The sequence below is a fragment of the Nonomuraea sp. NPDC049637 genome (genome assembly GCF_040675235.1).
Taxonomy (GTDB): domain Bacteria; phylum Actinomycetota; class Actinomycetes; order Streptosporangiales; family Streptosporangiaceae; genus Nonomuraea.
The window spans coordinates 1-23,705 of the sequence record NZ_JBFAOM010000055.1 but is presented as its reverse complement, the minus strand read 5'-3'; the positions used below and the strand labels follow the sequence as shown (position 1 = coordinate 23,705).

Here is a 23,705-nt window from a genome sequence, read left to right as displayed (position 1 = left end):
GCCCCGCGCCGGCGGCCCTCCTGACCCGCCGGCTGATCACCAGGTGACGGGGACCGCCTCGATACCGCCTGAGAGCTGGCTCGTCCTGATCCTGAGCTCGCCGGGCGGCACTGCCAGCCGGAGTCCGGGCAGAGCGGTGGTCAGCTCGGTGAGAGCGGCCCGCAGCTCGACGCGCGCCAGCGGGGCGCCCAGGCAGTACCTGCCGCCGTGCCCGAACCCGAGATGGGCGCCGGCGTGCTTGCAGCCGATGTCGAACCGCTCCCCTCCGGGGAACTCCGTCCGGTCCCGGTTGGCGGCCACCAGGCTCAGCAGGACCGCGTCGCCTTCCTTGATCCGCTCCCCGCCCACGTCGATGTCGGCCCGCGCGTAGCGGACGACGCCCCCGATCGAGACGATGGGCGCCGCGCGCACGATCTCCTCCACCGCGTCGTCGATGAGCTCCGGCTCCGCCACCAGCCTGTCCCACTGGCCCTGGTGACCGAGCAGCATCGCCACGCCCACGTCGATCCGGCCCGTGGTGGTCTCGTGGGCGGCGAACAGCAGTCCGGCGCTGCGGATCGCGACCGTGTCGTCGTCCTGCGTCCTGCACAGCTCCGACATCACGTCGTCGGCCGGCTCGGCCCGCTTGCGCCTGGCCAGGTCCCCCATGTACACGATCAGTTCCGCGAGCGCCGCCATCGAGGCGTCCCTGTCCCGGAGGCCGGCGATCGTGTACGACAGGGCGCGGAACCGCTCGCGGTCCTCGTACGGCACGCCGAGCAGCTCGCAGATCACCAGCACCGGAAACGGCCAGGAAAAGTCGGTGTGCAGGTCCACCGGAGGAGTGAGGCCGGCCATCTCGGCAACGAGTTCGGCGGCGAGCTGCTCGACCCTCGGCCGCAGCCTCAGTATGTGTTTCGCGGAGAAAAACGGCGACAACATCCGGCGCATCGCCGTGTGCCGCTCGACCTCGGTGTCGAAGGTGTACTCGGGGGAGGGGCCGCTGAACAGGCTCGCGTTCGAGATCCTGGCCGCGCGTTCGGGCTCGCGGTGCGACATTCCCAGCCGGTCGTCGTTGAGCAGTTGCTTCACGTACGCGTATCGGGAGACGAGCCAGGCCTCGTCGCCGGCCTGCGTGCGGACGCGGGCGACCGGCTGGTGTTCGGACAGCTCCAGCAGCCGCGGCGGCGGGGACATCGGGTCGGGTTGAGGGAAGGGCAACGCCGGCAAACCGTCCTGGGCTGGCATGGGAATTCTCTCACCTCGGCAGTGGTCGCTCGTTATGGGAAGTTATAACAAGGGCGCCCGGCGTATGGGAAGCAGGCGCTTTTTTCGCGGCGAATATTTCGGTGGCACAGCCTCGATTCCCGCCTATCTTGACAGGTCGTCGGTCATCGCCAAAGATGACCTCTGGAATGTCTGGTGCAGCGGCCCGCAGTGGCCCGGAGAGGGCGCTCATGACTCAGCAGACCATTACCAGAATAAAAACTCTGTACGAGCGCCAGGGCTGGTGCCGGCTGGACCATCGGTTATCCGACGGCGAAATCCAAAAATTGCGGGACAGCGTGGAACGTCACATTAGTGAGCGCCGTCCGGGGTTGGTATACGAAGAAGGCTCGCAGGCGGTGCGCGGAATTCACGGCTGCCACCGTTTCGACCCGGTGTGCTCGGACCTGACCCGGCTTCCCCCGCTGGTCGACGTTGCCGAGGAGATCCTCGGCACCCCGGCCTATGTCTACCAGTTCAAGGTGAACCTCAAGCAGCCGAGGGACGGCGCCGAGTGGCCCTGGCACCAGGACTTCCCGTTCTGGCAGACGGAGGACGGCATGCCCGCGCCGCACGCCGTGAACATCGCGATCCTGCTGGACGACGCGCACGAGCACAACGGGCCGGTGGTCCTGGTGCCCGGTAGCCATCGGCTCGGCCCGCTGTGGAACGCGGCGGAGGACGAGGACGACTCCGCGGCCGACTGGCGCGTCAACATGCGCGCCTCGCTGCCGCTGACCGTACCCGGCGAGGTCGCCTCGCGGCTGGCTGCGGAGCGGGGCACCGAGCTGCTGACCGGACCGCCCGGAACCATTTACGTGTTCCATCCGTGCATCGTGCACTCGTCGTCGGCCAATCTCTCGGCCGACAGGCGCGCGCTGCTCATCATCAGCTATAACTCCGTCACCAATCTGCCGCGACATCCGAACCGGCCGGAGTTCCTGGTCGACCGGGATTCCACCCCCATCGTCAAGCTGGGGCGTGAGACACTGTGATCGAGCACTGAGCCCATGCGTATAGCCCTCGTGAACATGCCGTTCGCCAACTGGCACTACCCGTCCTTCGCGCTCAGCCAGCTCGCCGCTCTGGGACACCACGAATTTCCCGGCCAGGTGACCTCGGACGTCTTCTACCTCAACCATGATTTCGCGCGCTATTTCGGTCTGCCTGAATACGACTCGCTCGCCAACGACGGGGAGCATCTGCTCGCCGGGCTGGGCGAGTGGGTCTTCCGCGACATCGCCTTTCCGGAGGCGGGCGACAATGAGCGCGCCTATTTCCGCCGTTACTACCGCGGCCCGCGCTGGCTGCGGCTGCGCGAGCGCGTCCTGCAACGACGTCCCGGGCTGGAGGAGCGCTGCCGCGAGCTGATCGATCGGTACCGGCTGGCGTCCTACGACGTGGTGGGCTTCAGCTCGATGTTCGCGCAGAACGTGCCCAGCATCGCCGTCGCCCGGCTGATCAAGGAGATCAACCCCGAGGTCGTGACGCTCATGGGCGGCGCGAACTGCGAGGCGCCGATGGGGGCCGTCATCGCCGAGCAGACGCCGACCATCGACTTCGTGTTCTCGGGTCCGTCGATGCACACCTATCCCGAATTGCTGCGTGCCCTGCTGAACGGCGACACCGAGACGGCCCATGCCATCCCGGGCATCGTCACCGGGCGCAACTGCGGCGATCCCCGCTTCCGCAACGCCGTCGGCCGCGACCGGGACATCGAGGACCACATCCCTCCCGACTACTCGGGCTGGCTGACCGCGCTACCGCGCGACGAGGTGCTCTGGAAGGCGGTCCAGGACGGCACCGCCCACCCCCAGCTCTATTTCGAGACGTCAAGGGGCTGCTGGTGGGGTGCGCGCTCGCACTGCACGTTCTGTGGCCTGAACGGGCTCGGCATGGACTACCGCGCGTTGTCGGCGGGCAAGGCGATCCGTCAGTTCGAGCGGCTCTTCGAACTGGCGCCGTGGTGCAACCGCTACGTCTGCACCGACAACATCATGCCGCGAAATTATCCCAAGGAAGTCTTCGGCCCGCTCCAGCCCCCGGCCGGCACGTCCATCTTCTACGAGGTGAAGGTCCCGATCGCCGATCACGACCTCGAGGCCATGGTCTCGGGCGGCGTGAACCAGATCCAGCCCGGCATCGAGGCGCTCTCCACACAGACACTCTCGATCATGCGGAAGGGCACCACCGCCTTCCAGAACCTGCAGTTCCTGAAGAAGTGCATGCGGCACGGCATCGAGCCGTACTGGAATCTGCTCATCGGATTCCCCGGCGAGCCCGAGAGCGTGTTCCAGAAGTATTTCGACGACCTGCCGTCGTTGGTGCACCTGCCTCCCCCGAACGGCGTCTACGTGGTGCGGTTCGACCGATACAGCCCGTACCACACCAACGGCGGCTTCTACGGCCTGGAGCTGCGGCCCTCCGATCACTACCGCTACGTCTACCCGTTCCCCGAAGACACCTTCACCGACCTGGCCTACTACTTCACCGACGAGAAGCTCGGACCGTACGCGGCCGCGTCCACCCGCTGGCACGCGCGGCTGAGCGAGCGCGTCGAGGAGTGGACCAGAGCCTGGTCCCGGCGGCCGCCGTCGCTCACGCTCGAACGCGGCGCCGACGGTCAGGAGCAGATCACCGACTCGCGCGGCGGCGGGCCCGCCACGACCCTGCCCGTGGACGCGGAGACCCGGCTGCTGCTGCACCGGTTGTCGTCGCCGGCGAAGCCGGACAGGCTCGCCGCAGAGCTCGGGCTCGACCCGGAGGCCGTGGCGCGGCGGCTGGCTCTCCTGCGGGAGCGGTCTCTGCTGTTCGAGGAGGACGGCAAGATCCTCAGCCTCGTCCTGACCGAAGCCGGCGCGCAGGCGGACCTGCCGGCCTCGCTCGAAATCGTCTGAGAAATTCGCCGGTCTCATCAACTCCAGGGTGGTCGGTACGGTGCACACGAAGCACGTCAACGGAACTCAGCCAACCGGCAACATCATCAGTGAGCTAGGCCACCGCTGGTCGGACGGAGGTGACAGCCTTGACGCCATCTGCCGCTACGCCCTCATGCCCGCAGGCAAGCTCTTCCGTCCGATGCTCATGGTCGAGTCGGCGCTCGCCGTGGGAGGCACGATCGCGCATGTCCTGCCGGCCGCCGTCGGCAGCGAGTACGGCCACACGGCAAGCCTGATCCACGACGACATCATCGACTGCGACGAGTTGCGCCGCGGCCGCCCATCCGTGTTCTCCAGGTACGGCATCGAGGACGCGATCGTCGCGGGCGACGCCCTGATCTTCCATCTCTTCCTCTGCCTGGCCGAGTGCCGGCGCGCCGGGGCACCGGCCGAGCGGGTCGTCAGGGCCCTGGAGATCGCCGCGACGGCGGGCTTGGACATGTGCCGCGGCCAACACCTGGAGAGCGAGATCACCAAGAACTCGATCCGCGATCGCGACCGCTACCTGCGCATGGTGGACCTCAAGTCCGCCGCCCTGTTCCGCAGCGCCTGCCAGTGCGGCGTGGTGCTCGGCGGCGGGCTGGAGGCGTCGGTGCGGTCGATGGGCGGTTACGGGACGGGCCTGGGTGTGGCGTTCCAGATCATCGACGACCTGTTCGCGTTCACCGACGACGGGTCGGTGACCGGGAAGCACCCGGCCAGCGACGTCCGGAACCGGCGGCTGACGCTGCCGCTCATCCTCGTCTACGAGAGCGCGGACCCCGTCGCCGTCCGGCTGCTCGACGACGCGTTCTCCGGCGAGCTGGGAGATCAGGAGGCGCTGGCCGCCGCCACCAAGGCCGTCGAACGTACCGGCGTCCTCGACATCTGCCGGAAGGTCGCCCTGGAGCACATCACCTCGGCGAAGGACGAGCTGCTGCTCCTGCCGGACACGCCGAGCCGCGACCGGCTCGGGCAGCTCGCCGACGACGCGGTCGAGCGAGTGCGCTGATGCCGAGCGGCGGGTTAAGAGTCGCGCTGGTCGCGCATGCCGAGACCTGGCGCCCCTACGGGCTGACCTACGTCGGCCTCGTCGGCCTGGCGGCCGGCGCCCTGGCGTCGCCGTCGCCGTCGCCGTGGCAGCTCCTGGGCGCGTGGGGGGTGCCGACGCTGGGCTGGTTGGCCGGCCTGTACGGCGGCGATTACTTCGACAGGAAGCTCGACGCGATCGCCAAGCCACACCGGCCGATCCCGTCCGGCCGGCTGCCCGCGCGCACCGCGCTGGCCATGATGGTGATCTGCTGCGCGGCAGGAGCGGTGGGCGCGCTGCTGCTCAACTGGCGCACGCTCGGCCTCGTCGGCCTGGCCCTGGTCGCGGGCATCCTCTACAGCACGTGGTTCAAGGCGCGCGGGCTGTCCGGCAACCTGGTGCGGGGTGGCCTGACCGCATTCGCGTTCCTGTTCGGCACCATGGCGACGGCCACGCTGCCGCCGCCGTACCTGCTGCCCGTCGCCGCCCTGTTCTGGCTCCACGACGCGAGCTCGAACCTGGTGGGGACGCTGCGCGACCTGGACGGCGACAGGGAGGGCGGGTACGGGACCGTCCCCGTGCGGCATGGCGTGACGGTGGCGCTGACCTGGGCGGCCGTCCTCTACGCCGCCGTGCTGGCGCTGGCCGCCGCCGTTCCCGCGCTGGTCCCGCAGCCGCGCCCGGCCGGCTGGTACTGGATCCTGCTCGGGATCGCCGCCGCGCTGGGAGCTTCGGCGCTCGTCTCGATCCTGCGGGCGCCGCGCCCGCTGTCCCCGCGGACCGCGCTGCGCGCGCACGAGTTCTTCGTCCTGGAGCGGCTGGTGCTCGCCGCCGCCTTGCTGGCACTCGGAAGGGGAGCCGGCCTGGCCCTGCCGCTGCTGGTCGCGGTCCTCGTCCTGACCTGGCTCACCCAGCGCATCATGCGGGCCCGGTACGAGTTCGCCCAGGTCGCCCCCGGAGGGGAAAAGGAAGGGATGAACGCATGACTGACGTGCGGCGGAGCGTCGAGCTGGCCGTCGATGCCCTGTTCGACCGGCAGCGCGTGAACGGCTCCTGGCAGGACCACCTGCCCTCGGCCCCGATCGCCACGGCCTCGGCCATCGTCGCCCTGCACTTCGCCGACCCCGTCGGCTCCGCATCGCTGATCCGGGCGGGTGCGGCGTGGTTGCGGGCGGCGCAGAGCGACGACGGCGGATGGGGAGACGCCGCGAAGGCGCCGTCCACCTTCAACGTCACCCCGATGGCGACGGGCGCGCTCTCCCTGATCGACCCCGAGGGCTCCGCCGAGCACATCCGGCGGGGGCTGGAGCGCATCGAGGGCTTCGGCGGCATGGAGGCGGTCGCGGACCGGGACATCTGCAAGATCTTCCTCATGTGCCAGCAGTTCCTCAGCCTGGGCGGGCTGTACGACGAGCGGAAGATCATGCGCCTGCCGTTGGAGATCATCTTCCTCCCCCGGATGTTCCGGCAGAAGGTCTCCTTCACCGTTCCCTGGCTGCTGCTGTGGGGCATGATGCAGGCACACACCCGCCCGTGGAACCCGCTGCGCAGAGCCGTCAACCGGGTCTGCGAGCGGCCGATCTTCGCCTACCTCGACGAGCTCGAGCAGTTCGAGGGCGAGGACGGCGGCTACCAGGAGTCGCCGTTCATGGTGGCGCTGGCCTGCCTCGCGCTCGCCAGGGCGGGGCTGCGGCGCGACATCGTCGAGCGCTGCATCGCCTACCTGCACAGGACCGTCCGGCCCGACGGCTCCTGGCCGGTCAACCGGGACCTGGAGCTGTGCGCCACCACGTTCGTCACCCACGGCCTCCAGGACACCGGGTACGCCTCCGACGAGCGGCTCGCCGCCACCCGGGAGTGGATCCGCGACTGCCAGCGCCACACCCGCTTCTCCGCCACGGGGTGCCCGCCCGGAGGCTGGGGATGGTCGTGGCGCTGCGGCTGGCCGAACACCGACGACACCGCGGACGCGCTCATCGCGCTCGCCCGCTTCGGCGACCCGCGTACCGACGGGCAGGTACGCGCGGGCGTGGACTGGCTGGTCGCCATGCAGAGCAGGAACGGCTCGTGGAGCTGCTTCTGCAGGAACAACCCCATCGCCCTGGACGGCGCCTGCTCGGTGATGAGCGCGCACGCGGTGACCGCGCTGCGCGAGTCGGGCGGCCTGACGGCGGCCGACCGGCCGATCGCCAGGGCCCTGGCCTGGTTCCGCCGCAACCAGCGAGAGGACGGTTCGTTCACCACGCCCTGGTACCGCGGCCTGGTCGCCGGGACCGGGAACGTGCTGGACGCACTGGCCGGGCTGGGGCTCGCCGACGACCCGACGGCCCGGCGCTGCCGGGACTGGCTGCTGGCCAACCAGAACCCCGACGGCGGATGGGGCCAGGACGAGTTCGGCGCCTCGACGGCCGAGGACACCGCCTGGGCGCTGCTCGGGCTGCTCGGCTCGGGCCCGGCGAGCGAGCCCGCCGTGCAGGACGGCGTCGCCTGGCTGGTGTCGCACCAGCGCCCGGACGGGCTGTGGCAGCCCACGATCCTCGGCATGTACTTCCTGGACCTGAAGTACTCCTGCGATCTGCTCGCCGCGGGCTACGCATTGCAGGCGCTCGCCCGATACCGGCAGGCCACGGCCCCGCCCGGCCCGGGAAAGGCCGTCCATGCCGGACTATGACGTCCTGATCTGCGGCGCGGGCGCCGGCGGGCTGACCCTGGCCCACTTCCTCGGGCGGCAAGGACACCGGGTCCTGCTGGCCGACAAGCAGTCGAGGCCGCGCAGCGCGCACAAGGGCGAGCTGGTGCAGCCGAGGACGGTGCAGATCCTGGAGGCCGCCGGGCTCGTCGAGCCGCTGGCCGAGCGGGGCGCCAGGACGGTCCGCCGCCTGAGCTGCCACACCCCGCGCGGCGACGAGCTCATCGACCTCGACTTCAGGCTGCTGGACAAGCCCTACGACTACGGCCTGCTGCACTACTACAAGGACTTCAGGGACGTGCTCGGCGGCCGGCTCGGGTCCACCGTCGACTACTGGCAGGGCGCCTCGGTGCGGGAGCTGCGGCGCGACCGGCACGGCCGCGTCGCCGGGGCGTACCTGGGGACCGCCGGCCGCGTCACCGAGGTGGCGGCCACCCTCACCGTGGCCTGCGACGGCCGGGAGTCCCGGTTGCGCAACGCCGCCGGGATCGAGCCGCGGATCCGGCGCTACCCGCACCAGCTCGTCGGCCTCGACCTGCCCGACGCGCCCGAGCTGGGGGAGGACATGGCCATGTACCTCACGCCCGGCGGGCTGCGGGTGCTCTTCCAGATGCCCGGCGGCCGGGCGCGACTCTACGTCCAGATACCGGCCGGCCGCTTCCGCTCCATCGGCCGCCGCCATCTCGGGGCCTGGGCCGACGACCTGCTGCGGGAGGTCCCGGCGCTGCGGCGGGTGGCCGGGCCGCTGCGCGCCGGGCTGGACAGCGTCCAGGTGCTGCCGGCCTGGCGTTTCGTGGCGCCCACGTGGCAGGTGCCGGGGCTGGCGCTGCTCGGCGACGCCGCGCACGGTGTGCACCCCATGGTCGGGCAGGGCATGAACGCCGCCATCGGCGACGCCTGGTGCCTGGCGGGAGAGCTGGAGGCGGTGCGGGACCTCAGCGCCACCGCCGTGGACGAGGCGATCGGCCGGTACGAGGCGGCGCGGCGGCCCGTCCTCGGCTACGTCAGCCGGCTCAGCCACACGCTGGCCCTGCTCTTCACCAGCACCTCCGCCACCGTACGGCTGGCCCGCCCGCTGCTGCTGAGCCGCAACAGCGGCAACGACGTGCTCCGCCGCCGGATCGTCGCGGGCATGGCCGGGTTCACCTCCGACCTGTTCACCGGCTGGGCCATCCGGTCCGCCCTCGGGCTCACGCGCGGGTGATCCAGGCATGCCTGTCGCACTCGTCACCGGAGGGACCTCGGGGATCGGCGCCCAGTTCGCCCGGACGCTGGCCGGGCAGGGATACGACCTCGTCCTGGTCGCACGGGACACCGGCCGCCTCCGTACGAGCGCGGCGGAGCTGGCCGGACGACACGGCGTGACGGCGCACCCGCTGCCCGCCGACCTGTCCACGCCGGCCGGACGCGCGCTCGTCGCGGAGCGGCTCTCGGCCGAGCCGGTCGACATGCTGGTGAACAACGCCGGCCTGGGCGTCGCCGACGGCTTCGACGCGGCCCCGATGGACCTGCTGCAGCACCAGCTCGACGTGAACGTCACCGCCGTGCTTCGCCTTACCCACGCCGCGCTCGGCGGGATGCTCGCCCGCGGGCGCGGGGACGTCGTCAACGTCTCCAGCATGGCCGCCTTCATCCCCGGCTACGAGACGACCTACTCGGCGAGCAAGAGCTGGGTCACTTCGTTCTCCGAAGGGCTGGCGGCCGAGACGCGCGGTCGCGGCGTCCGCGTGATGGCGCTGTGCCCGGGCTGGACGCGCACCGAGCTCCACCAGCGGGCCGGCGTGCGTGCGGCCGGGCCCGCGTTCCTGTGGCTCACGGCCGCACGCGTGGTCGAGGAGGGGCTGGCGGACCTGCGGCGGGGCAAGGTCGTCTCGGTGCCCGGGCGGCGGTACAGAGCGCTCATGACAGTTCTGGATCTCGCGCCGCGAGGCGTCGCACGCGTGCTGGGCAGGCACGTGCGACGCCGGCGCACCTGACGAGGGGAATGGGTGAGATGACGCAGGTGAGCCCGTGGTTCTGGTTCCCCGCCCGCCGGCCGGACGCGCCGCTTCGGCTCGTGTGCGTCCCGTACGCCGGAGGCGGCGCCGGGGCGTTCCGCGCCTGGCCGGCGTCGTTGCCCGGCGTGGAGGTGGCCGTGGTCCGGCTGCCCGGCCGGGAGACCCGCTTCAAGGAGACGCCGCTGCGTGACTTCGACAAGGTGCTCCACGTGCTCGCCGCCGAGCTGGCCGCGCTCCGGGACCGGCCGCTGGCACTGTTCGGGCACAGCCTGGGCGGGCTGCTCGCGTTCGAGCTGGCCCGGACGACGTCCCCCGTCCAGCTCTTCGTCTCCGCCACGCGCGCGCCGCACCTGTTCTCGGCGGAGCCGGTGGAGTCGCTCTCCGACGCGGAGTTCATCGACTACCTGCGTGCCTTCCGGCTGCTGCCCGCGGCGAGCTCCCAGACCGACCTGCTGAGACTGATGCTGCCGGCCATCCGAGCCGACTTCGCGGTGGCCGCGAGCTACGTGCACCGGCCCGGGCCGCCGCTGGCGTGCCCGCTGCACGCCTTCTACGGCGAGGCTGATCCGTCGGTCGCCAGGGCGACGATGGAGCCGTGGCAGGAGCGGACCACCGGGAGGTTCACGCTGGAACCCGTGCCCGGTGGCCACTTCTTCCTGCACGCCGAGGAGCGGCGGATGCTCGCCGGCATCGACGCCAGGCTGCGTGAGCACACCTACTGATAGGCCTGCGCCTGCGCGCTGTACGCCTCGGCGTAGGCGCCGCCGCGTCGCATCAGTTCCTGGTGGCTGCCCGACTCCACGATCTGCCCGCCGGAGACGACGACGATCAGATCCGCCATCCGCACGGTCGAGAGGCGGTGCGAGACGTACAGCGTGATGGCCCCGTTCCTGGCGCCCGCCTGCCTGGCCACCGTCGCGTAGCGGTCGAACAGCTCCGCCTCCGCGTGCGGGTCCAGCCCCGAGGCGGGCTCGTCGAACATGACGAGCAGCGGCGAGTCAGGCATCATCGCGCGGCTGAGCGCCAGGCGCTGCCATTGACCGCCGGAGAGCTCCCTGCCTCCGCTGAAGCTCCCGCCGAGCTCGGTCTCGGCGCCGTCGGGCAACGAGGCGACCAGCTCGGTGGCGCCGCCCTGGTCGAGCGCGGCGGCGAGCGCGGCCTCGTCGTCGATGCGCTCCAGGTTGCCGAGGCCGACGCTCTCCCTCAGCACGAACTCGAAGCGCACGAAGTCCTGGAAGCCCGCCGACAGCCGCGACCGCCACTGCTGGAGGTCGAGCCCGTCCAGCGGCTCGCCGTCCACGGTGATCCGCCCCTGCTGCGGCTCGTAGAACCGGGACAGCAGCTTGACCAGCGTGGACTTCCCGGCGCCGTTGTCACCGACCAGGGCCACGATCGACCCCGCGGGGATGTGCAGGCTCACGTTCTTGAGCACGTCGACGTCGGTGCCGGGGTAGCGGAAGGTGACGTCGTCCAGCGCGATCCCGTCGGTGAGCCGCTCGGGAACCGGCCCGTGGCCGCTGCGGCTCTTCCACTGCTCGGCCATCTCGCGCAGCCACAGGTACTTGTCCGTCGTGGTGGCGAACCCCATCAGCCCCTTGACCGACGTGACCAGCATGCTGACCTGGCTGTTGAGCTGCGCCGCGAGCAGCAGCGTCAGGAAGACGTTGCCCACCGTCGCACGTCCCTCGATCGCCAGCAAGATGACGATCACGACCGCGCCGAGGAAGGCGACGGCGAAGGCCAGCCAGCCGACGACGTTCAGGGCCGAGGCGCGCAGCGCCGCCCGGCGGCGGACGCGGGCCATGTCGCTCCGGATCTCGCGCTCGCGACGGGCGAGTTCCTCGCCGAATCCGAAGACCCGCAGCTCCTTCGCCGAGCCGGGAGAGATGGCCACGTTGAAGATCGCGTCGGCCAGCCGTCCCTTCTCCGCGGTGCTCATGATCGCCGCGAAGGAGGCGCGCTGCGCCCGCGCGGTCATCCAGATGGACGGCACCGCGAACAGCGGCAGCAGGATGAACACCGGATAGATCACGGTGAGGATGGCCGTCGTCACGACGACGCGCAGCACGACGGCCAGGGTGACGAGCGTGTAGTCCACCACGAGGGAGAGCTGCGAGCGGAGCTGCCGCAGCAGCGCGATCTCGTCGGCGTGCGCCGGGCGCTCGTAGTGCTCGAGACCGGGCACGCCGGAGGTGATCTCCATGATCCGCCGGTCGACCAGCAGGTTGGTCTTGTCGGCCAGCGTCGTCCGCTGGCCCAGCGCCACCGACTGGCACAGCCCGTTGACCGCCACGGCGACGGCGAAGATCGCCGCGGCGCGGTAGGCCGCGCCGCTGTCGCCGGCGAGCACGGCGTCGGCCAGCAGCTTGAAGCAGTACAGGGAGCCGACCAGCGCCAGAGTGCCGAGGGCGGTCAGCGCGTACACGGTGACCATCAGCATCCGGTCCGCCTCGTAGCCGAGCCGCATCATGGCGACCATGCCCCTGAGGCGCTCACGCAGTGCGCTCATGACTCCACCTCGCTGGCGTACCGCTCGGCCTGGAGCCGGAACATCTCGGCGTACTCCCCGTCCAGGTCCAGGAGCTCCTCGTGGGTGCCCTGCTCCACTATCCGTCCGTCGTTCATGACCACGATGCGATCGGCACGTCGCACGCTGGAGAAGCGGTGCGAGATGATGATCGTGGTGAGGCCGCGGGTTATCTCCAGGAACCGCTCGTAGAGCTCCGCCTCACCCCGCGCGTCGAGGTTCGCGGCCGGCTCGTCGAGCACGAGGATGTTGGCGCCCCGCTCCACGGCGTGGAACGCCCTGGCGAGCGCGATGCGCTGCCATTGACCTCCGGACAGGTCCTGACCTCCGGTGAACGCACGGGAGAGCGGCGTGTCGAGGCCGGCGGGCAGCGCCGCGATGATGTCCTCGGCGCCGGCCCGCGAGACGGCCCTGGACACGGCTTCGTCGTCCGTCTCCTTGCCCAGGTCGCCCAGTGCGATGTTGTCCCTGGCCGGCAGCGGGTAGCGGACGAAGTCCTGGAAGATCGCCGAGATGCTGCGGCGCCACTGCCCGGCGGGAACCTCCGCGAGGTCCTCGCCGCCGATGGTGATCCGGCCCTCGGTCGGCGCGTAGAGGCGAGTGAGGAGCTTGATCAGGGTGGTCTTGCCGGCCCCGTTGACACCGACGATCGCCAGCGAGCGACCGGTCTCGATCTCCAGGTCCAGCCCGTCGAACACCTGTTTCTCCGAGCCGGGATAGCGGAAGCCGACGCCGTCGAAGCGGATCGTGCGGGCCGTGAGCGGCTCGTCCTCGCCGCCGCTCTGCCGGGGCGCGTCAGCGGAGAGCCTGCGTTCGAGCTCGTCGAGCGCGGGCAGGCAGGCGGTGCCGTACTCCACGCTCAGGAGGTCCGGGCTGGGAGTGGCGAGCTCGTTCACCGCCAGAAGTGCCATGAGCAGGATGATGGCCGCGCCGAAACCGAGCGAGCCCTCGATCAGCGAACGGGCGATCACCACCATGGCGATCAGGTTCGCGGCCAGCAGCAGCAGGTTCGTCCAGACCGCTGAGCGGGCGTCCTTGCGGCGCGTCGCCCAGACCGGCGTGATGGCCGTACGCCATTCGGAGGTCATCCGTGCAACGAGCCAGTCGAGCAGGCCGAAGACCCGGACCTCCTTCCCCGCCTCGGGCAGCATCAGCAGATCGCTCAGGTAGGCCGCACGCCGCAGGATCTGATCGCGCTCGGCCATGACCTGCACGCTGCGGACGTACTCCGCCCGGTTCCCCCTGGCGGCCAGCGCGCACGCCACGATCACCACGATCGGCAGCCACCAGTTGAGAGTGAAGAACAGCAGCCCCGCGCCGACGGCGGCGGCGGCGCTGCTCCAGATCTTCACCAGCCCGCTGGCCGCGGTCCCGGCCGTGAAGCCGCTGACGGCGCCGCGGGCCGTGGTGATGAGGCCGGCGACTTTTTCGTCCTCGAAGTGAGCGATGCCGGCGGGCTTGTCCACGATGAACATCAGCCGCCGGCGTACCGCGTCGTTGGCGCGGTCGGAGACGAGTTGCGCGGTCGCTTCTCTGGCGACCTCCGTCAGATATTGGCCGACGTAGAGAAGACCGAGAGCGACCAGCGCCCAGAGCAGCTCACGGCCCGCCGCACTGCCGAAACCACCGCCGACCGTCGAGGGAACGCGTTCGAGCGCCAGCCCCACGACAATGATGACGCTCATCGGCAACGCCGCGCTGAGCAGTATCAGCGCGGCGCACCCTAAAGCGAGGCCAGGGCTCAGCCGAAGCATGAGACGTACCAGCCGCCAGCGCGGCGCCACAGCGGGGAAGAATCGCAGCAGCGTATCGCGTGCCGCAAAAGTCACGACGACTCCTTCCGAGGTAATCAGGGGGATGTCGAGAGAATACTGAGTCCGGGTTCGGCAGTCTACGGCACCAATGAGTGGCCGGCGCAGGTGTTCTGAATTTCTCACGAGGAATGCTACGGCTCCCTCGTGCCCCCATATTCGCAGGTCACAGTGGCGATCTCGCAAAACGGCGTGCTCCGTGAGCTCAGCTGTATTTCGTCGTGGCGGCGCCAGGAAAACTCGTCGGAAAGCGGCTCTTCGTGATTTAGGCGGATGGCGCGGTTCCGGCTTCCGCCGGTGGTTGCGCACCGTGAGCAGCGGCGCCTGTGGTCGGGCCGGCTGCTGCTCAGCCCTGGCCGGCAGGCCCTGCTGGTGCCGGTCCACCTGCGCAAGGGCGAGACGATCATCGAACTGGGAGCCGGTCTCGGCGTGTCCGCGGCGACCGCGTGGCGGTGTGTCCTCCGGCAAGCGCCGCGTAGACGGGATGAACGTCCGGGGCATCGCCTCGCCGGACGGTCCGGTCGTGCGGACGTCGGGAGCGCCGTCCGCATCCGGGGCGTCCCACGCGTGCCGGAACGGGCCGGGAGCCCACCCTGGCCGGCAAGGCGTGTCAAGGAGGCGAGGGTGGTGAGGCCGTCGCCGTACTTCAGAAGCGCCGTGCTGCCCAGGCCGCCTGAATCCAGGGCTGCTTCTCAAGTACGCCAGTTCTCGCGCAGCTCGGCGCTCTCCCGCCTGCCCTGGCCTGGCCCAGATTCCGTCGGGCCCGCCGGACCCGCGCCCTGATCCGGCCCGCTCCGACCTCCTCGGGGGTATTACGGACAGCCGCGGAGCCGCCCCCGCGCCCCGGTGGGCCGGAGAATCGAGGTCGGCAGTCTAATCGACACCTACATGACATCATCGATCACATATCGCAGTGGATCGGTTTCCGTCTGCTGCGTCGGCGGAACCGCTCTCTGCAACACAACTAAAGCGTCCACCATATCGGCTATTTAACATCCAGGACATTGACAGGCCCGATATGGCGATCTACTCTGCCTAGCAGTATTTCGAACTGTGCCCTGGTGCGGACCTCGGTGGAACGTGGTGAAGCGATGCCTTCAAGGTCTGCAGGCTACTCGTCCGGGGTGACATTAGGCTGAGCAGGCGGCGTGTGTCCGGGGTGGGGCTGTCGACGCTGATCCGGGGCATGCGATTCAACTCGTAGGCTGGTGCGGTGTAGCGAATGAGTGAGTCCTCCAGGTGAATGACCGGAAAACTGATGACATCGTCCTGCACGGAGCGCTTTGCGTTCAACGTGGAATTCTCATGTTCACCGGATATGTGCCGGCCAGCATAATAGCCGGCCAGGTCCGCGTCGACACGCACGATCCGGTTTCCGGCACGGGATATCAGCGGTCCGTGGCCAGGTTTCGTATCGCGAAGGTGGCCGAGTACTATCTGCGCGGCGGTACGATGCCCAACCCGCTCATGCTCAACATACGAGACTGCGATCTCCCGCCGGTGCGTATCGTGCCGGCCGGCGGCCAGCGGGCCGCCTACGAGGAGGCCTGCAGGAACCGGGGGAACTGGTCGGGCCCCGCCACGCTGGAGCTCAGCTCCGAGGTGCCGCTCTGGGTGTACGACGGCCAGCACCGCCGGGCCGCCCTCACCCAGTTGCTCACCGCGATGCCCGACGAGTTCGCCTCGTTCCCCGTCCCGGTGGCGATAACCCTGGGCCTCAGCTGGAAGGCCGAGGCGCGCGAATTCTACGAGCTCAATACCAATGCGGTCAGCGTCCAGACCGATCTGGCGTGGACGCTGCTCGCCGCGCTCGCGGCCGAGGACACCGAACTCCGCGGAGCTCTCGCGGAGAAAGGAAAGGACTGGCTCATTCGCGGCGACCAGGCCGTGGCGGAACTGGAGAAACTCGACGGCCCCTGGCAGGGAAGGTTCCGTCCGGTCAACCGCAGGAAAAGGAAAGGCGACGGCCGGATTGTCGGGCGGTCGCAGTTCGTCCGGTCGTTGCGGCCGGTGCTGGAGTTCCCGCTCCTGCGCGGCGCCGATCCGTCGGAAATGGCATTGCTGGTGAACTCCCATTGGTGTGGAATTGCGGAGGTCCTGCCGGAGGCCTTCAACGGCGATCCCGACGAATATGTCATCCAGAAAGGGGTCGGAATAAACGCGATCCATGCCCTGCTGCCACAAGTCATCGAGGTGATCCGCAGCCGCGACGGCAAACTGGGCGACGTACAGGAACATGCCGAAGTGATGGAGTGGCTGCGGAATCTTTCCGGATACGCGGTGATCGACTCTCTCCAGGTGCGGGTCGCCGGCGTCGAATTCTGGAAGGTCGGATCCGCGGCGTCGTCCTTCAGCGGCAACGGCGGCCTGCGCCGGTTGGTGTCGCTCCTCCGGTCGGCGCTCCCGACCCCTGAACAGCAGGGCATCATTCGCTGAGCCCACTCCTGGGTGATCTCGCGGGAGCCGGTTGAGGCATGGCCTCCCGGCTCCGGTGGCGTCCGTCTCCACGGCGGATCCAGGTATTCGGTCACGAATTCACACGATGAACCGGGGCGGGCTCCGGCGTGCCGCGAAAACAGGCGGGACGTGCATCGTGCAGCGACCGGCCGGGCGCGCCCAATTTTCCCGGGTCTTTTTTCAGACGGACTTCTGTTCGGCCCGGCGGCCGAATTTTTGCGGGGCTTTCCGGCGGAAAACACGACTATGGACAGCCGCGCATAGGGGCGTCTACTCTGCCAATGCACAGCGGTGCGGGACCGACTGGAGAGGGCGTGCGGACCTGTCATGAGGAAAGACGATCCACGGGTTCATTTCAGCCGCTCCGAATTCGGGCCGAGCCGTGAGCTCGTCGCCATTCGCGACACGGACGGAATCTCGGCGGTAAATATTCCGGGGATCGAGCCCATGTGGTTCGTGACCCGTTTCACGGACGTCCGCGAAGTGCTGGGCGACCACAAACGTTTCCGCATCGTGAGCGGTGAAGAACTAGGACAGGCAGGGCCGTCCCTCGACGAGGAACAGCGACGGATCCTGCGGGCCGGCAACCTTCTCGCGTTCGACCCGCCAGAGCACACGCGCCTGCGCAGGGTGGTGGGGCCGGCGTTCACGGCCGGGCGGATCAAGGGCATGGAGCCCCGGATACGCCGGATCGTGGACGAGCAACTGGACGCGATGGCGCGCAGCGGCCCACCGGTCGACCTCGTCCGGTCCTTCGCCACGTCGGTCCCGGCATTGGTGATCTGCGAGATTCTTGGCGTACCGGTGACGGATCGCACGTTCCTGCAGGAACAGGTGGACAGGATGCTGGACATCGCGGTCGCGCCGGCCGAACGCATGGCGGCCGAGCAGGCGATCCGCGCGTACATGTTCGACTGTGTGGACCGGATGAGCCAGGCTCCCGGTGACGGTCTGCTCCCGGCCCTGATCCGGCAGCAGAACGGCGAGCGGCTGTCGAGGGAGGAGTTGGCGGGTCTCGGTCACCTGCTGATGGTCGCGGGCAACGAGAGCACGGCGAGCATGCTGGCCCTCGGCACACTCGCCCTGATGCGGCACCGGGACGAGCTCGAGCTTCTCCAGGAGCAGCCACGCTTCACGGAGGCCGCGGTGGAGGAGCTGCTCCGCTGGCTCACCGTCGTGCACATCACGGCACCGCGCCGGACCACCGAGGACGTGGAGATCGCCGGACAGCACATCCCGAGCGGGAGCCTGGTGATGTGCTCGCTGCCTGCGGCCAACCGCGACAAGGCGCTGATCGACGATCCCGACCGGCTCGACCTCTCGCGCGGCGAAGCGGGCCACATCGCTTTCGGCCACGGAATTCATCACTGCCTCGGAGCGCCGCTGGCCCGGCTGGAGCTCAGGGTGGCGCTGCCGAGGCTGCTGCAGCGTTTTCCCGGCCTGCGCGCCACGGACGACGAGGCACGTTTCCGCACGACGAATATTGTCTATGGGCTGACTTCTCTGGAGGTCACCTGGTGAGGAAGTCGAGGTAGGCATGCCGCTGCCGCTTTCACTCTCGCAGGAGGAACTGGCCCCGATCGGTCCAGTGACCATGATGACCGCCTACGAACTCGCCGGCGGAATCGACACCGAACGGCTCGCGGACGCGCTCGACCTTGTGATCTCCCGGCACGAGCCGCTCAGGATGCGGTTGCTCAAGCAGGACGACGGATCGCTGCGGCAGGAGTTCCGGGACACCGGGCAGCCGGCCCGGCCGGAGGTGCACGTGGTCGAGTCGATCGACACGGCGCTGGCCGACTTCCAGTTGCAGCACCCTGACATCTACAAGGACGGGCCGGTTCGCAGCGCGTTCTTCCGTGACGAGGAGGCGGGCAGGACGGCCTTCGCGCTCCACATCGATCACATGGCCATCGACGGGTGGGGTCTCGAACTGCTCATAAGCGAGCTCACCCAGGCCTATGCCGCCCTGTGCTCGGGTGTGCAGCCGGAGCTGCCCGGCCTGAGGATCTCGTTCACCGACCACGTCGGGCTGGAGTGCGAGGCCGGTGAGACGGTCACCGACGCGCAGGTCCGCTACTGGTCGGACCTGCTGCTCGACAGCTCACCGTACGAGCTGCCCACCGAGCTGGCCAGAACCGGCGCGAAAGAGGCGGTCGCGGCCACCATCGCCAGGGCGGTGAGCGCCGAGACCACCACCCGGCTGCTCGAGCTGAGCAGGAAGCTCCGGGTCCCGATGCCCGCACTGGCGATCGCGTCGATCGGCGTCACGGCGATGGCCAGATCCGGCGTCACGGACATGCTGGTCAAGAACGTGCACCTGGGGCGTGACGTGCCGGGCTCCATGAGACTGGTCGGCTGCTTCACCCGGACCTCCTTCGTGAAGCTCGGCCTGGACCGGGACCTCCCGGTGGAGCGGCTGATCAGGAACGCGGCGCGGGGCTGGCTGGACAGCGTGACGTATTCCGCCGCGCCGTTCACCCTGGGGCGGCTGTTCAGGCACCTGCTCGGCACGGGTGCGATGGACTTCGAGACGATGATGCGGCTGGCCAGAGCGCTCACGGTGAACTACTTCGCGTCCCCGGAGAGACCGTCGCGGGACGACCCGGTCCTCGGCACGCGCATACCCGTCCCGACGCAGTCGGCGTACAGCGTCGGGAACGACGTCATGCCGCTGCTGATCGAGGTCAGAGTGGGCGAGCAGGTGAACATCGGCTCCATCTGCAACCCTGAGCGCTACCAGAAGGACGGCGTGGCCACGTTCCTGGACGGGGTCACCGCCGGGCTGGCGGCCATCGCGGCATCGGATCCGAGCGGCTCCACCGGCACGGTGGCCGACGCGATCGCGTCGTCGGGCGGGGAAGGCTGAGCATGCGCATCGGCCTCTATCTCGCGAGCCTTCCCTGGCCGGCGGAGCCGGAGGGCTGCCGGTCCATGCTCGACGATCTGCTCCAGGCGGCCGAGGGAGCGGATTTCCATAGCATCTGGACGCCGGATCACTTCTTCAACGTGCCCCTCTTCGGCGGGGCGGGTGCGCCCATGCCCGAGGCGTACACGACCCTGTCGTGGATCGCCGGACGCACCAGGGACGTGCAGCTGGGAACCCTGGTGACGGCGGCTCCCTACCGGCACCCCGCCTTGATGGCGAAGCTCGCGACGACGCTGGACGTCCTGTCCGGTGGGCGTGCCTGGCTCGGCGTGGGCGCGGGCTGGTACGAGGAGGAGACCCAGGCGCTGGGCCTGCGGTTCCCGTCGGCGCGTGACCGGCTGGGCGAGCTGACGGAGGCGGTGCAGATCGCCCGCCAGATGTTCGACGGTGATTCGACGCCGTTCCGCGGCACGTATTTCACGCTGGAGCGGCCGTTGAACGTGCCTCCCCCGACCGGGCGGATACCGATTCTCATCGGCGGTGAGGGCGAGCGCAGGACACTGCGCATCGTGGCGGAGAACGCCGATGCCTGTAATTTCTACGACCTTTATGATCTGGCCGGGCTGGAGCGGAAACTGGCGGTCCTGCGCCGGCACTGCGAGGCGGTGGGCAGGCCGTACGACGACATCGTGCGGACCACCGTGGGGCTGGTGAGCGGCGACGACGTCCCGCTGCACGTGGAGCGGCTGGGCCGCATGGCCGAGGCGGGCGTCGACCTGGCGATCCTCTGCGCACCGAATCCGGCGGACGAAAAAGAGTACGACATGCTGGCCGAGGTGGCCAGGCAGGTACGGGGCGAGGGCCGTGCGGAGCCCCCCCTGCTGCAGAACGCGGCACGCCGCCGGGAAATCGTCCAGTAAAAGGCGCGGCGAAGACCGCGTGTCCGAGCTGCGGAGCATTTGGAGACGGGGAAATACCATGGCGAATCCGGATCTCTTCACTGTGGTGAAGAACGACGAGGATCAGTATTCGATCTGGTGGGCGGAGCAGGACCCGCCGGCCGGCTGGGCCCTTTGCGGCAAGTCCGGCACCAAGGAGGACTGCCTGAGCTACATCGACGAGGTGTGGACCGACATGAGACCTCGCAGCCTGCGCTTGGCCATGCGCTCGGGCGAGGCTGGCTGATCACGGCATGAGAGACGAGGCCACAGACCGATCGCCCCTGGACCGGAACGGCGTTCAGGCACCCGTCCTGCAGCTCACCCTGCACGAGCTCATCGACGCTCAGACCGCCCGCGTGCCCGGGGCCGTGGCGCTGGCCGAGGGACGCCGGCAGGTGACGTACGCGGAGCTCGCCGCGCGGACCGACCGGCTGGCCGCCCGGCTGCGGGGCCGGGGGGTCGGCCCGGAGACGGTTGTGGGGGTGTGCGGCCCCAGGAGCGCGTCGCTGATCGTCGCCCTGCTGGGCGTCATGAAGGCGGGGGGCGCCTTCCTGCCGATGGATCCGAACCTGCCCGCGGACCACGCCGCCTTCAGGCTGGCGGACGCCGGCTGCCGGCTGATCGTGGCGACCGGTGACGTCGACGGATTCGGTCAGGCCGGGACGGAGGTCGTGCGGCTGGACCGCGTCGAGCAGGAGCTCGCCGCCGAGCCCGGCGATGCCCTTCCGCGTGCCGCCGTCCGGGACAACCTCGCGTGCGTGATCTACACCTCCGACACCACGGGCCGTCCCAAGGGCGTCGAGGTGACACACGGCCAGCTCGTGAACTACTTCTCCTGGCTCGCCGATCGGGTCGACCTCACAGGCGGCCGCGGCGTGCCGCTGCACTCGACCATCGACTCCAGCGGGACGGTCCCGGCCCTGTTCGCCCCGCTCGTCGCCGGGAACACGCTCAGGCTCGTGCCGGACGGCGGAGAAGCGGACGGGCTCGCACGCTTCCTCGACGACGAGCGCGACCTGAGCCTCCTCACGATCACGCCGGCGAAGCTCGACGCGATCACCCACCGGCTCACGGGCGGAATCCCGGACGACGCGGCGCGCGTGGTCGTGCTCGCCGATGAGGATCCCGGCTGGCCGGACGAGGTGCCGCGGTGGCGCAACGCCGTGATCCTCACCCAGTACGGGCCGACGGAGGCCATGGGCTGCTGCGCCCACGCGGTCCTCGGCCCGCCCCCGGACGGAACGCCCGTCCCCATCGGCGTGCCGATCCGCAACGCCGACGTCCACGTCCTCGACGAAGCCATGAGGCCGGTCGCACCGGGCGCGGTGGGCGAGCTGTACGTCGGCGGGCCGGTCATCGCCCGCGGCTACCGGGGGCGGCCGGGCCTGACCGCGGCGGCGTTCGTGCCGCACCCTTTCCGGGCCGGGGCGCGTCTCTACCGCACCGGTGATCTCGTACGGCAGCGGTCGAGCGGTGATCTGGAGTTCATGGGCCGGGTCGACGACCAGGTGAAGATCCGCGGGTTCCGCATCGAACCCGGCGAGATCCAGGCCGTGGTCCAGGAGTGCCCCGGGGTGCGTCAGGCCGTGGTGGATGTGCGCGCGGACGCGTCCGGCGGCCGGCGGGTCGTGGCCTACCTGGTGCCCGACGCGGCGGAGGACGACGATCTGGCCGCCTCTCAAGTCGGCCAGTGGCAGAAATTCTTCGACGACACCGCCACGTGGGTCGCGGACGACGAGCGGTTCAACCTCGCGGGCCGGACCAGCAGCTTCGACGGACTGCCCCTCTCCGACGACCAGATGCGCGCCTGGGTGGACGCCACTGTGGCCAGGATCGGGCGGCTGGCCCCCTCGCGCGTCCTGGAGATCGGCTGCGGCACGGGCCTGCTGACCTGGCGCATCGCTCCTGGATGCGAGCGTTACGTGGGAACGGACCTGTCGCCCGCCACGGTTGCCGGACTCGGCACCGCGCTCGAGAAGGCAGGCGTCGACAATGTCACGCTGTTCGCCTGCGACGGCCTCCGGACGGCCCAGGTCGCGGGCACCGGCTTCGACACCGTGATCATCAACTCGGTCATCCAGTACTTCCCCGGTCAGGACTACCTGGAGCAGGTGCTGAACGACGCGATAGCCGTGATGGCCGGATCGGGCACGGTGTTCGTCGGCGACGTACGCAGCCTGCCGCTGCTCGGGGCGCACCACCTCGCCGTCGCCCTGGCCCGCTCCTCGGACAGCTCGCCCTTGCGGCACCTCGAAGGCCCGGTACGCCGTTCGCTCGGCGAAGAGCGCGAGCTGGCCGTCGCCCCGGCCTACTTCGCCGACTTCGCGCGGCGTCACGGCCGCGTCTCCCACTGCGAGGTCCTGCCCAAGCGCGGGCGCATGGACGACGAGCTCACCCGCTTCCGCTATGACGTCATCCTCCACGTGGGAGAAACCCAGACCTGTGAGATCGGCACCTGGCTCGACTGGAACGCGGACCGGTTGTCGCCGCAGTCGGCCCGCGAGCTGCTGGAGAGCCACCCGGCCGGGGTCGGCATCAAGTCCGTCCCCAACGCCCGCGTCAACCGGCCGGCTCACGCCTTCCAGCTGCTCCTGGACGGAGCCGCCGGCCCGCTCACGGCCGACGACCTGGAGCGTCGCGTGCAGAAGGGGGTCGACCCCGAGGACATCTGGGCCTTGGAGGCGGAGCTGCCCTGCTCAGTGCACCTCAGCTGGTCGCGCGGAGCAGCCACGGGCGACTTCGACGTGGCCCTCGTCCCCTCGGCGGAGGCGGGCTCCGTCGTCTTCCCGCAGGACGACCTCCTGCGACACCGCCCCCTCACCAACGACCCCCTGGCCGCTCGGCGCGTGCGAGCCAGGGCTCAGGACCTCACGGCCGCGGCTCGGACCTACGCACGTGAACGGCTGCCCGAGCCCATGGTGCCGTCGGCGTTCGTGGTGGTGGGCGAGGTGCCGCTGACGGCCAACGGCAAGGTGGACTGGCGGGCATTGCCGGAGCCGAGGTCGGCGTTGCCGCAGCTGGCTCCGGTGCCGCGTGGCGGCGGGGAGCTGGTGTCGTCGTTCGCGCAGCAGCGGTTGTGGTTCCTGGATCGGTTGGTGCCGGGTAATCCGTTCTACAACGTGTCGCTGGCGTTGCGGCTGGAGGGTGCGTTGGATGTGGTGGCGCTGGAGGGGGCGCTGCGGTGGGTGGTCGGGCGGCATGAGGTGTTGCGGTCGGTGTTC

17 protein-coding genes and 1 pseudogene are annotated in these 23,705 nt (G+C 69.8%); 15 read left to right on the top strand and 3 right to left on the bottom strand.

Annotated features, from left to right (window positions below):
* Positions 1-36 precede the first annotated feature (36 nt).
* Positions 37-1,176, bottom strand: a complete 1,140-nt coding sequence (locus AB0J71_RS43220) for a cytochrome P450 (RefSeq protein ID WP_364419964.1) — start codon at positions 1,174-1,176, stop codon at positions 37-39.
* Between the two features lie 260 nt (positions 1,177-1,436).
* Here AB0J71_RS43220 and AB0J71_RS43215 point away from each other — a divergent pair, with 260 nt between their 5' ends.
* Genes AB0J71_RS43215 through AB0J71_RS43180 form a run of 8 tightly spaced genes read left to right on the top strand, consistent with a single transcriptional unit; the run spans position 1,437 to position 10,601 of the window.
* Positions 1,437-2,240, top strand: coding sequence for a phytanoyl-CoA dioxygenase family protein (locus AB0J71_RS43215; RefSeq protein ID WP_352326373.1), 804 nt, complete (start codon positions 1,437-1,439; stop codon positions 2,238-2,240).
* A 15-nt stretch (positions 2,241-2,255) separates the two neighbouring features.
* Positions 2,256-4,142, top strand: a complete 1,887-nt coding sequence (locus tag AB0J71_RS43210; RefSeq protein WP_352326372.1) for a RiPP maturation radical SAM C-methyltransferase — start codon at positions 2,256-2,258, stop codon at positions 4,140-4,142.
* 28 nt (positions 4,143-4,170) lie between these two features.
* Positions 4,171-5,175 carry a polyprenyl synthetase family protein gene (locus AB0J71_RS43205; protein ID WP_352326371.1) on the top strand — a complete coding sequence of 335 codons (1,005 nt, stop codon included), beginning with the start codon at positions 4,171-4,173 and terminating at the stop codon, positions 5,173-5,175.
* Positions 5,175-6,179, top strand: a complete 1,005-nt coding sequence (locus tag AB0J71_RS43200) for a UbiA family prenyltransferase (protein ID WP_364389406.1) — start codon at positions 5,175-5,177, stop codon at positions 6,177-6,179. The genes AB0J71_RS43205 and AB0J71_RS43200 overlap by 1 nt, the downstream gene beginning before the upstream one ends.
* Positions 6,176-7,864 carry a prenyltransferase/squalene oxidase repeat-containing protein gene (locus AB0J71_RS43195; RefSeq protein WP_364419961.1) on the top strand — a complete coding sequence of 563 codons (1,689 nt, stop codon included), beginning with the start codon at positions 6,176-6,178 and terminating at the stop codon, positions 7,862-7,864. The genes AB0J71_RS43200 and AB0J71_RS43195 overlap by 4 nt, the downstream gene beginning before the upstream one ends.
* Entirely contained in the window at positions 7,851-9,086 is a 1,236-nt protein-coding gene (locus AB0J71_RS43190) for an NAD(P)/FAD-dependent oxidoreductase (protein WP_352330321.1), read from the top strand. The genes AB0J71_RS43195 and AB0J71_RS43190 overlap by 14 nt, the downstream gene beginning before the upstream one ends.
* A gap of 7 nt (positions 9,087-9,093) precedes the next feature.
* Positions 9,094-9,858 (top strand): SDR family oxidoreductase, encoded by a 765-nt coding sequence (locus tag AB0J71_RS43185; RefSeq protein WP_364389408.1) that lies wholly within the window; start codon positions 9,094-9,096, stop codon positions 9,856-9,858.
* A gap of 17 nt (positions 9,859-9,875) precedes the next feature.
* Entirely contained in the window at positions 9,876-10,601 is a 726-nt protein-coding gene (locus AB0J71_RS43180; RefSeq protein WP_364389410.1) for an alpha/beta fold hydrolase, read from the top strand.
* Here the strand turns inward: AB0J71_RS43180 and AB0J71_RS43175 are convergent.
* Both AB0J71_RS43175 and AB0J71_RS43170 read right to left on the bottom strand, forming a co-directional pair.
* Positions 10,595-12,388, bottom strand: a complete 1,794-nt coding sequence (locus AB0J71_RS43175; RefSeq protein ID WP_364389412.1) for an ABC transporter ATP-binding protein — start codon at positions 12,386-12,388, stop codon at positions 10,595-10,597. The two genes, AB0J71_RS43180 and AB0J71_RS43175, sit on opposite strands and share 7 nt — an antisense overlap.
* Entirely contained in the window at positions 12,385-14,235 is a 1,851-nt protein-coding gene (locus AB0J71_RS43170; protein ID WP_364419958.1) for an ABC transporter ATP-binding protein, read from the bottom strand. The genes AB0J71_RS43175 and AB0J71_RS43170 overlap by 4 nt, the downstream gene beginning before the upstream one ends.
* 342 nt (positions 14,236-14,577) lie before the next feature.
* Between AB0J71_RS43170 and AB0J71_RS43165 the strand changes: the two are divergent.
* The 7 genes and pseudogenes from AB0J71_RS43165 to AB0J71_RS43135 form a co-directional block, all read left to right on the top strand.
* Positions 14,578-14,676 (top strand): annotated as a pseudogene (locus tag AB0J71_RS43165) (IS5/IS1182 family transposase); the annotation flags it as partial.
* A 780-nt stretch (positions 14,677-15,456) separates the two neighbouring features.
* Positions 15,457-16,653, top strand: coding sequence for a DGQHR domain-containing protein (locus tag AB0J71_RS43160; RefSeq protein ID WP_364419956.1), 1,197 nt, complete (start codon positions 15,457-15,459; stop codon positions 16,651-16,653).
* Positions 16,654-17,001: 348 nt separating this feature from the next.
* Positions 17,002-18,195: a cytochrome P450 gene (locus tag AB0J71_RS43155; protein ID WP_352326994.1), complete on the top strand. Its 1,194-nt coding sequence runs from the start codon at positions 17,002-17,004 to the stop codon at positions 18,193-18,195.
* 16 nt (positions 18,196-18,211) lie between these two features.
* The gene (locus AB0J71_RS43150) at positions 18,212-19,543 is read left to right on the top strand and encodes a condensation domain-containing protein (protein ID WP_364419953.1); all 1,332 of its coding nucleotides are present in this window, start codon (positions 18,212-18,214) and stop codon (positions 19,541-19,543) included.
* A 2-nt stretch (positions 19,544-19,545) separates the two neighbouring features.
* Positions 19,546-20,463 carry a TIGR03560 family F420-dependent LLM class oxidoreductase gene (locus AB0J71_RS43145; RefSeq protein WP_364419951.1) on the top strand — a complete coding sequence of 306 codons (918 nt, stop codon included), beginning with the start codon at positions 19,546-19,548 and terminating at the stop codon, positions 20,461-20,463.
* 58 nt (positions 20,464-20,521) lie between these two features.
* Entirely contained in the window at positions 20,522-20,728 is a 207-nt protein-coding gene (locus AB0J71_RS43140; protein ID WP_352326996.1) for an MbtH family NRPS accessory protein, read from the top strand.
* Positions 20,729-20,735: 7 nt separating this feature from the next.
* Positions 20,736-23,705 (top strand): amino acid adenylation domain-containing protein (locus AB0J71_RS43135; protein WP_364419949.1); only part of this gene is annotated, 2,970 nt, incomplete at its 3' end.

Excerpts from the sequence above, each read along its gene's own strand:
- AB0J71_RS43220 (WP_364419964.1), bottom strand. The coding sequence starts at position 1,176 with ATGTCCCCGCCGCCGCGGCTGCTGGAGCTGTCCGAACACCAGCCGGTC.
- AB0J71_RS43215 (WP_352326373.1), top strand. The coding sequence starts at position 1,437 with ATGACTCAGCAGACCATTACCAGAATAAAAACTCTGTACGAGCGCCAG.
- AB0J71_RS43210 (WP_352326372.1), top strand. The coding sequence starts at position 2,256 with ATGCGTATAGCCCTCGTGAACATGCCGTTCGCCAACTGGCACTACCCG.
- AB0J71_RS43200 (WP_364389406.1), top strand. The coding sequence starts at position 5,175 with ATGCCGAGCGGCGGGTTAAGAGTCGCGCTGGTCGCGCATGCCGAGACC.
- AB0J71_RS43195 (WP_364419961.1), top strand. The coding sequence starts at position 6,176 with ATGACTGACGTGCGGCGGAGCGTCGAGCTGGCCGTCGATGCCCTGTTC.
- AB0J71_RS43190 (WP_352330321.1), top strand. The coding sequence starts at position 7,851 with ATGCCGGACTATGACGTCCTGATCTGCGGCGCGGGCGCCGGCGGGCTG.
- AB0J71_RS43185 (WP_364389408.1), top strand. The coding sequence starts at position 9,094 with ATGCCTGTCGCACTCGTCACCGGAGGGACCTCGGGGATCGGCGCCCAG.
- AB0J71_RS43180 (WP_364389410.1), top strand. The coding sequence starts at position 9,876 with ATGACGCAGGTGAGCCCGTGGTTCTGGTTCCCCGCCCGCCGGCCGGAC.
- AB0J71_RS43175 (WP_364389412.1), bottom strand. The coding sequence starts at position 12,388 with ATGAGCGCACTGCGTGAGCGCCTCAGGGGCATGGTCGCCATGATGCGG.
- AB0J71_RS43155 (WP_352326994.1), top strand. The coding sequence starts at position 17,002 with ATGAGGAAAGACGATCCACGGGTTCATTTCAGCCGCTCCGAATTCGGG.
- AB0J71_RS43150 (WP_364419953.1), top strand. The coding sequence starts at position 18,212 with ATGCCGCTGCCGCTTTCACTCTCGCAGGAGGAACTGGCCCCGATCGGT.
- AB0J71_RS43145 (WP_364419951.1), top strand. The coding sequence starts at position 19,546 with ATGCGCATCGGCCTCTATCTCGCGAGCCTTCCCTGGCCGGCGGAGCCG.
- AB0J71_RS43140 (WP_352326996.1), top strand. The coding sequence starts at position 20,522 with ATGGCGAATCCGGATCTCTTCACTGTGGTGAAGAACGACGAGGATCAG.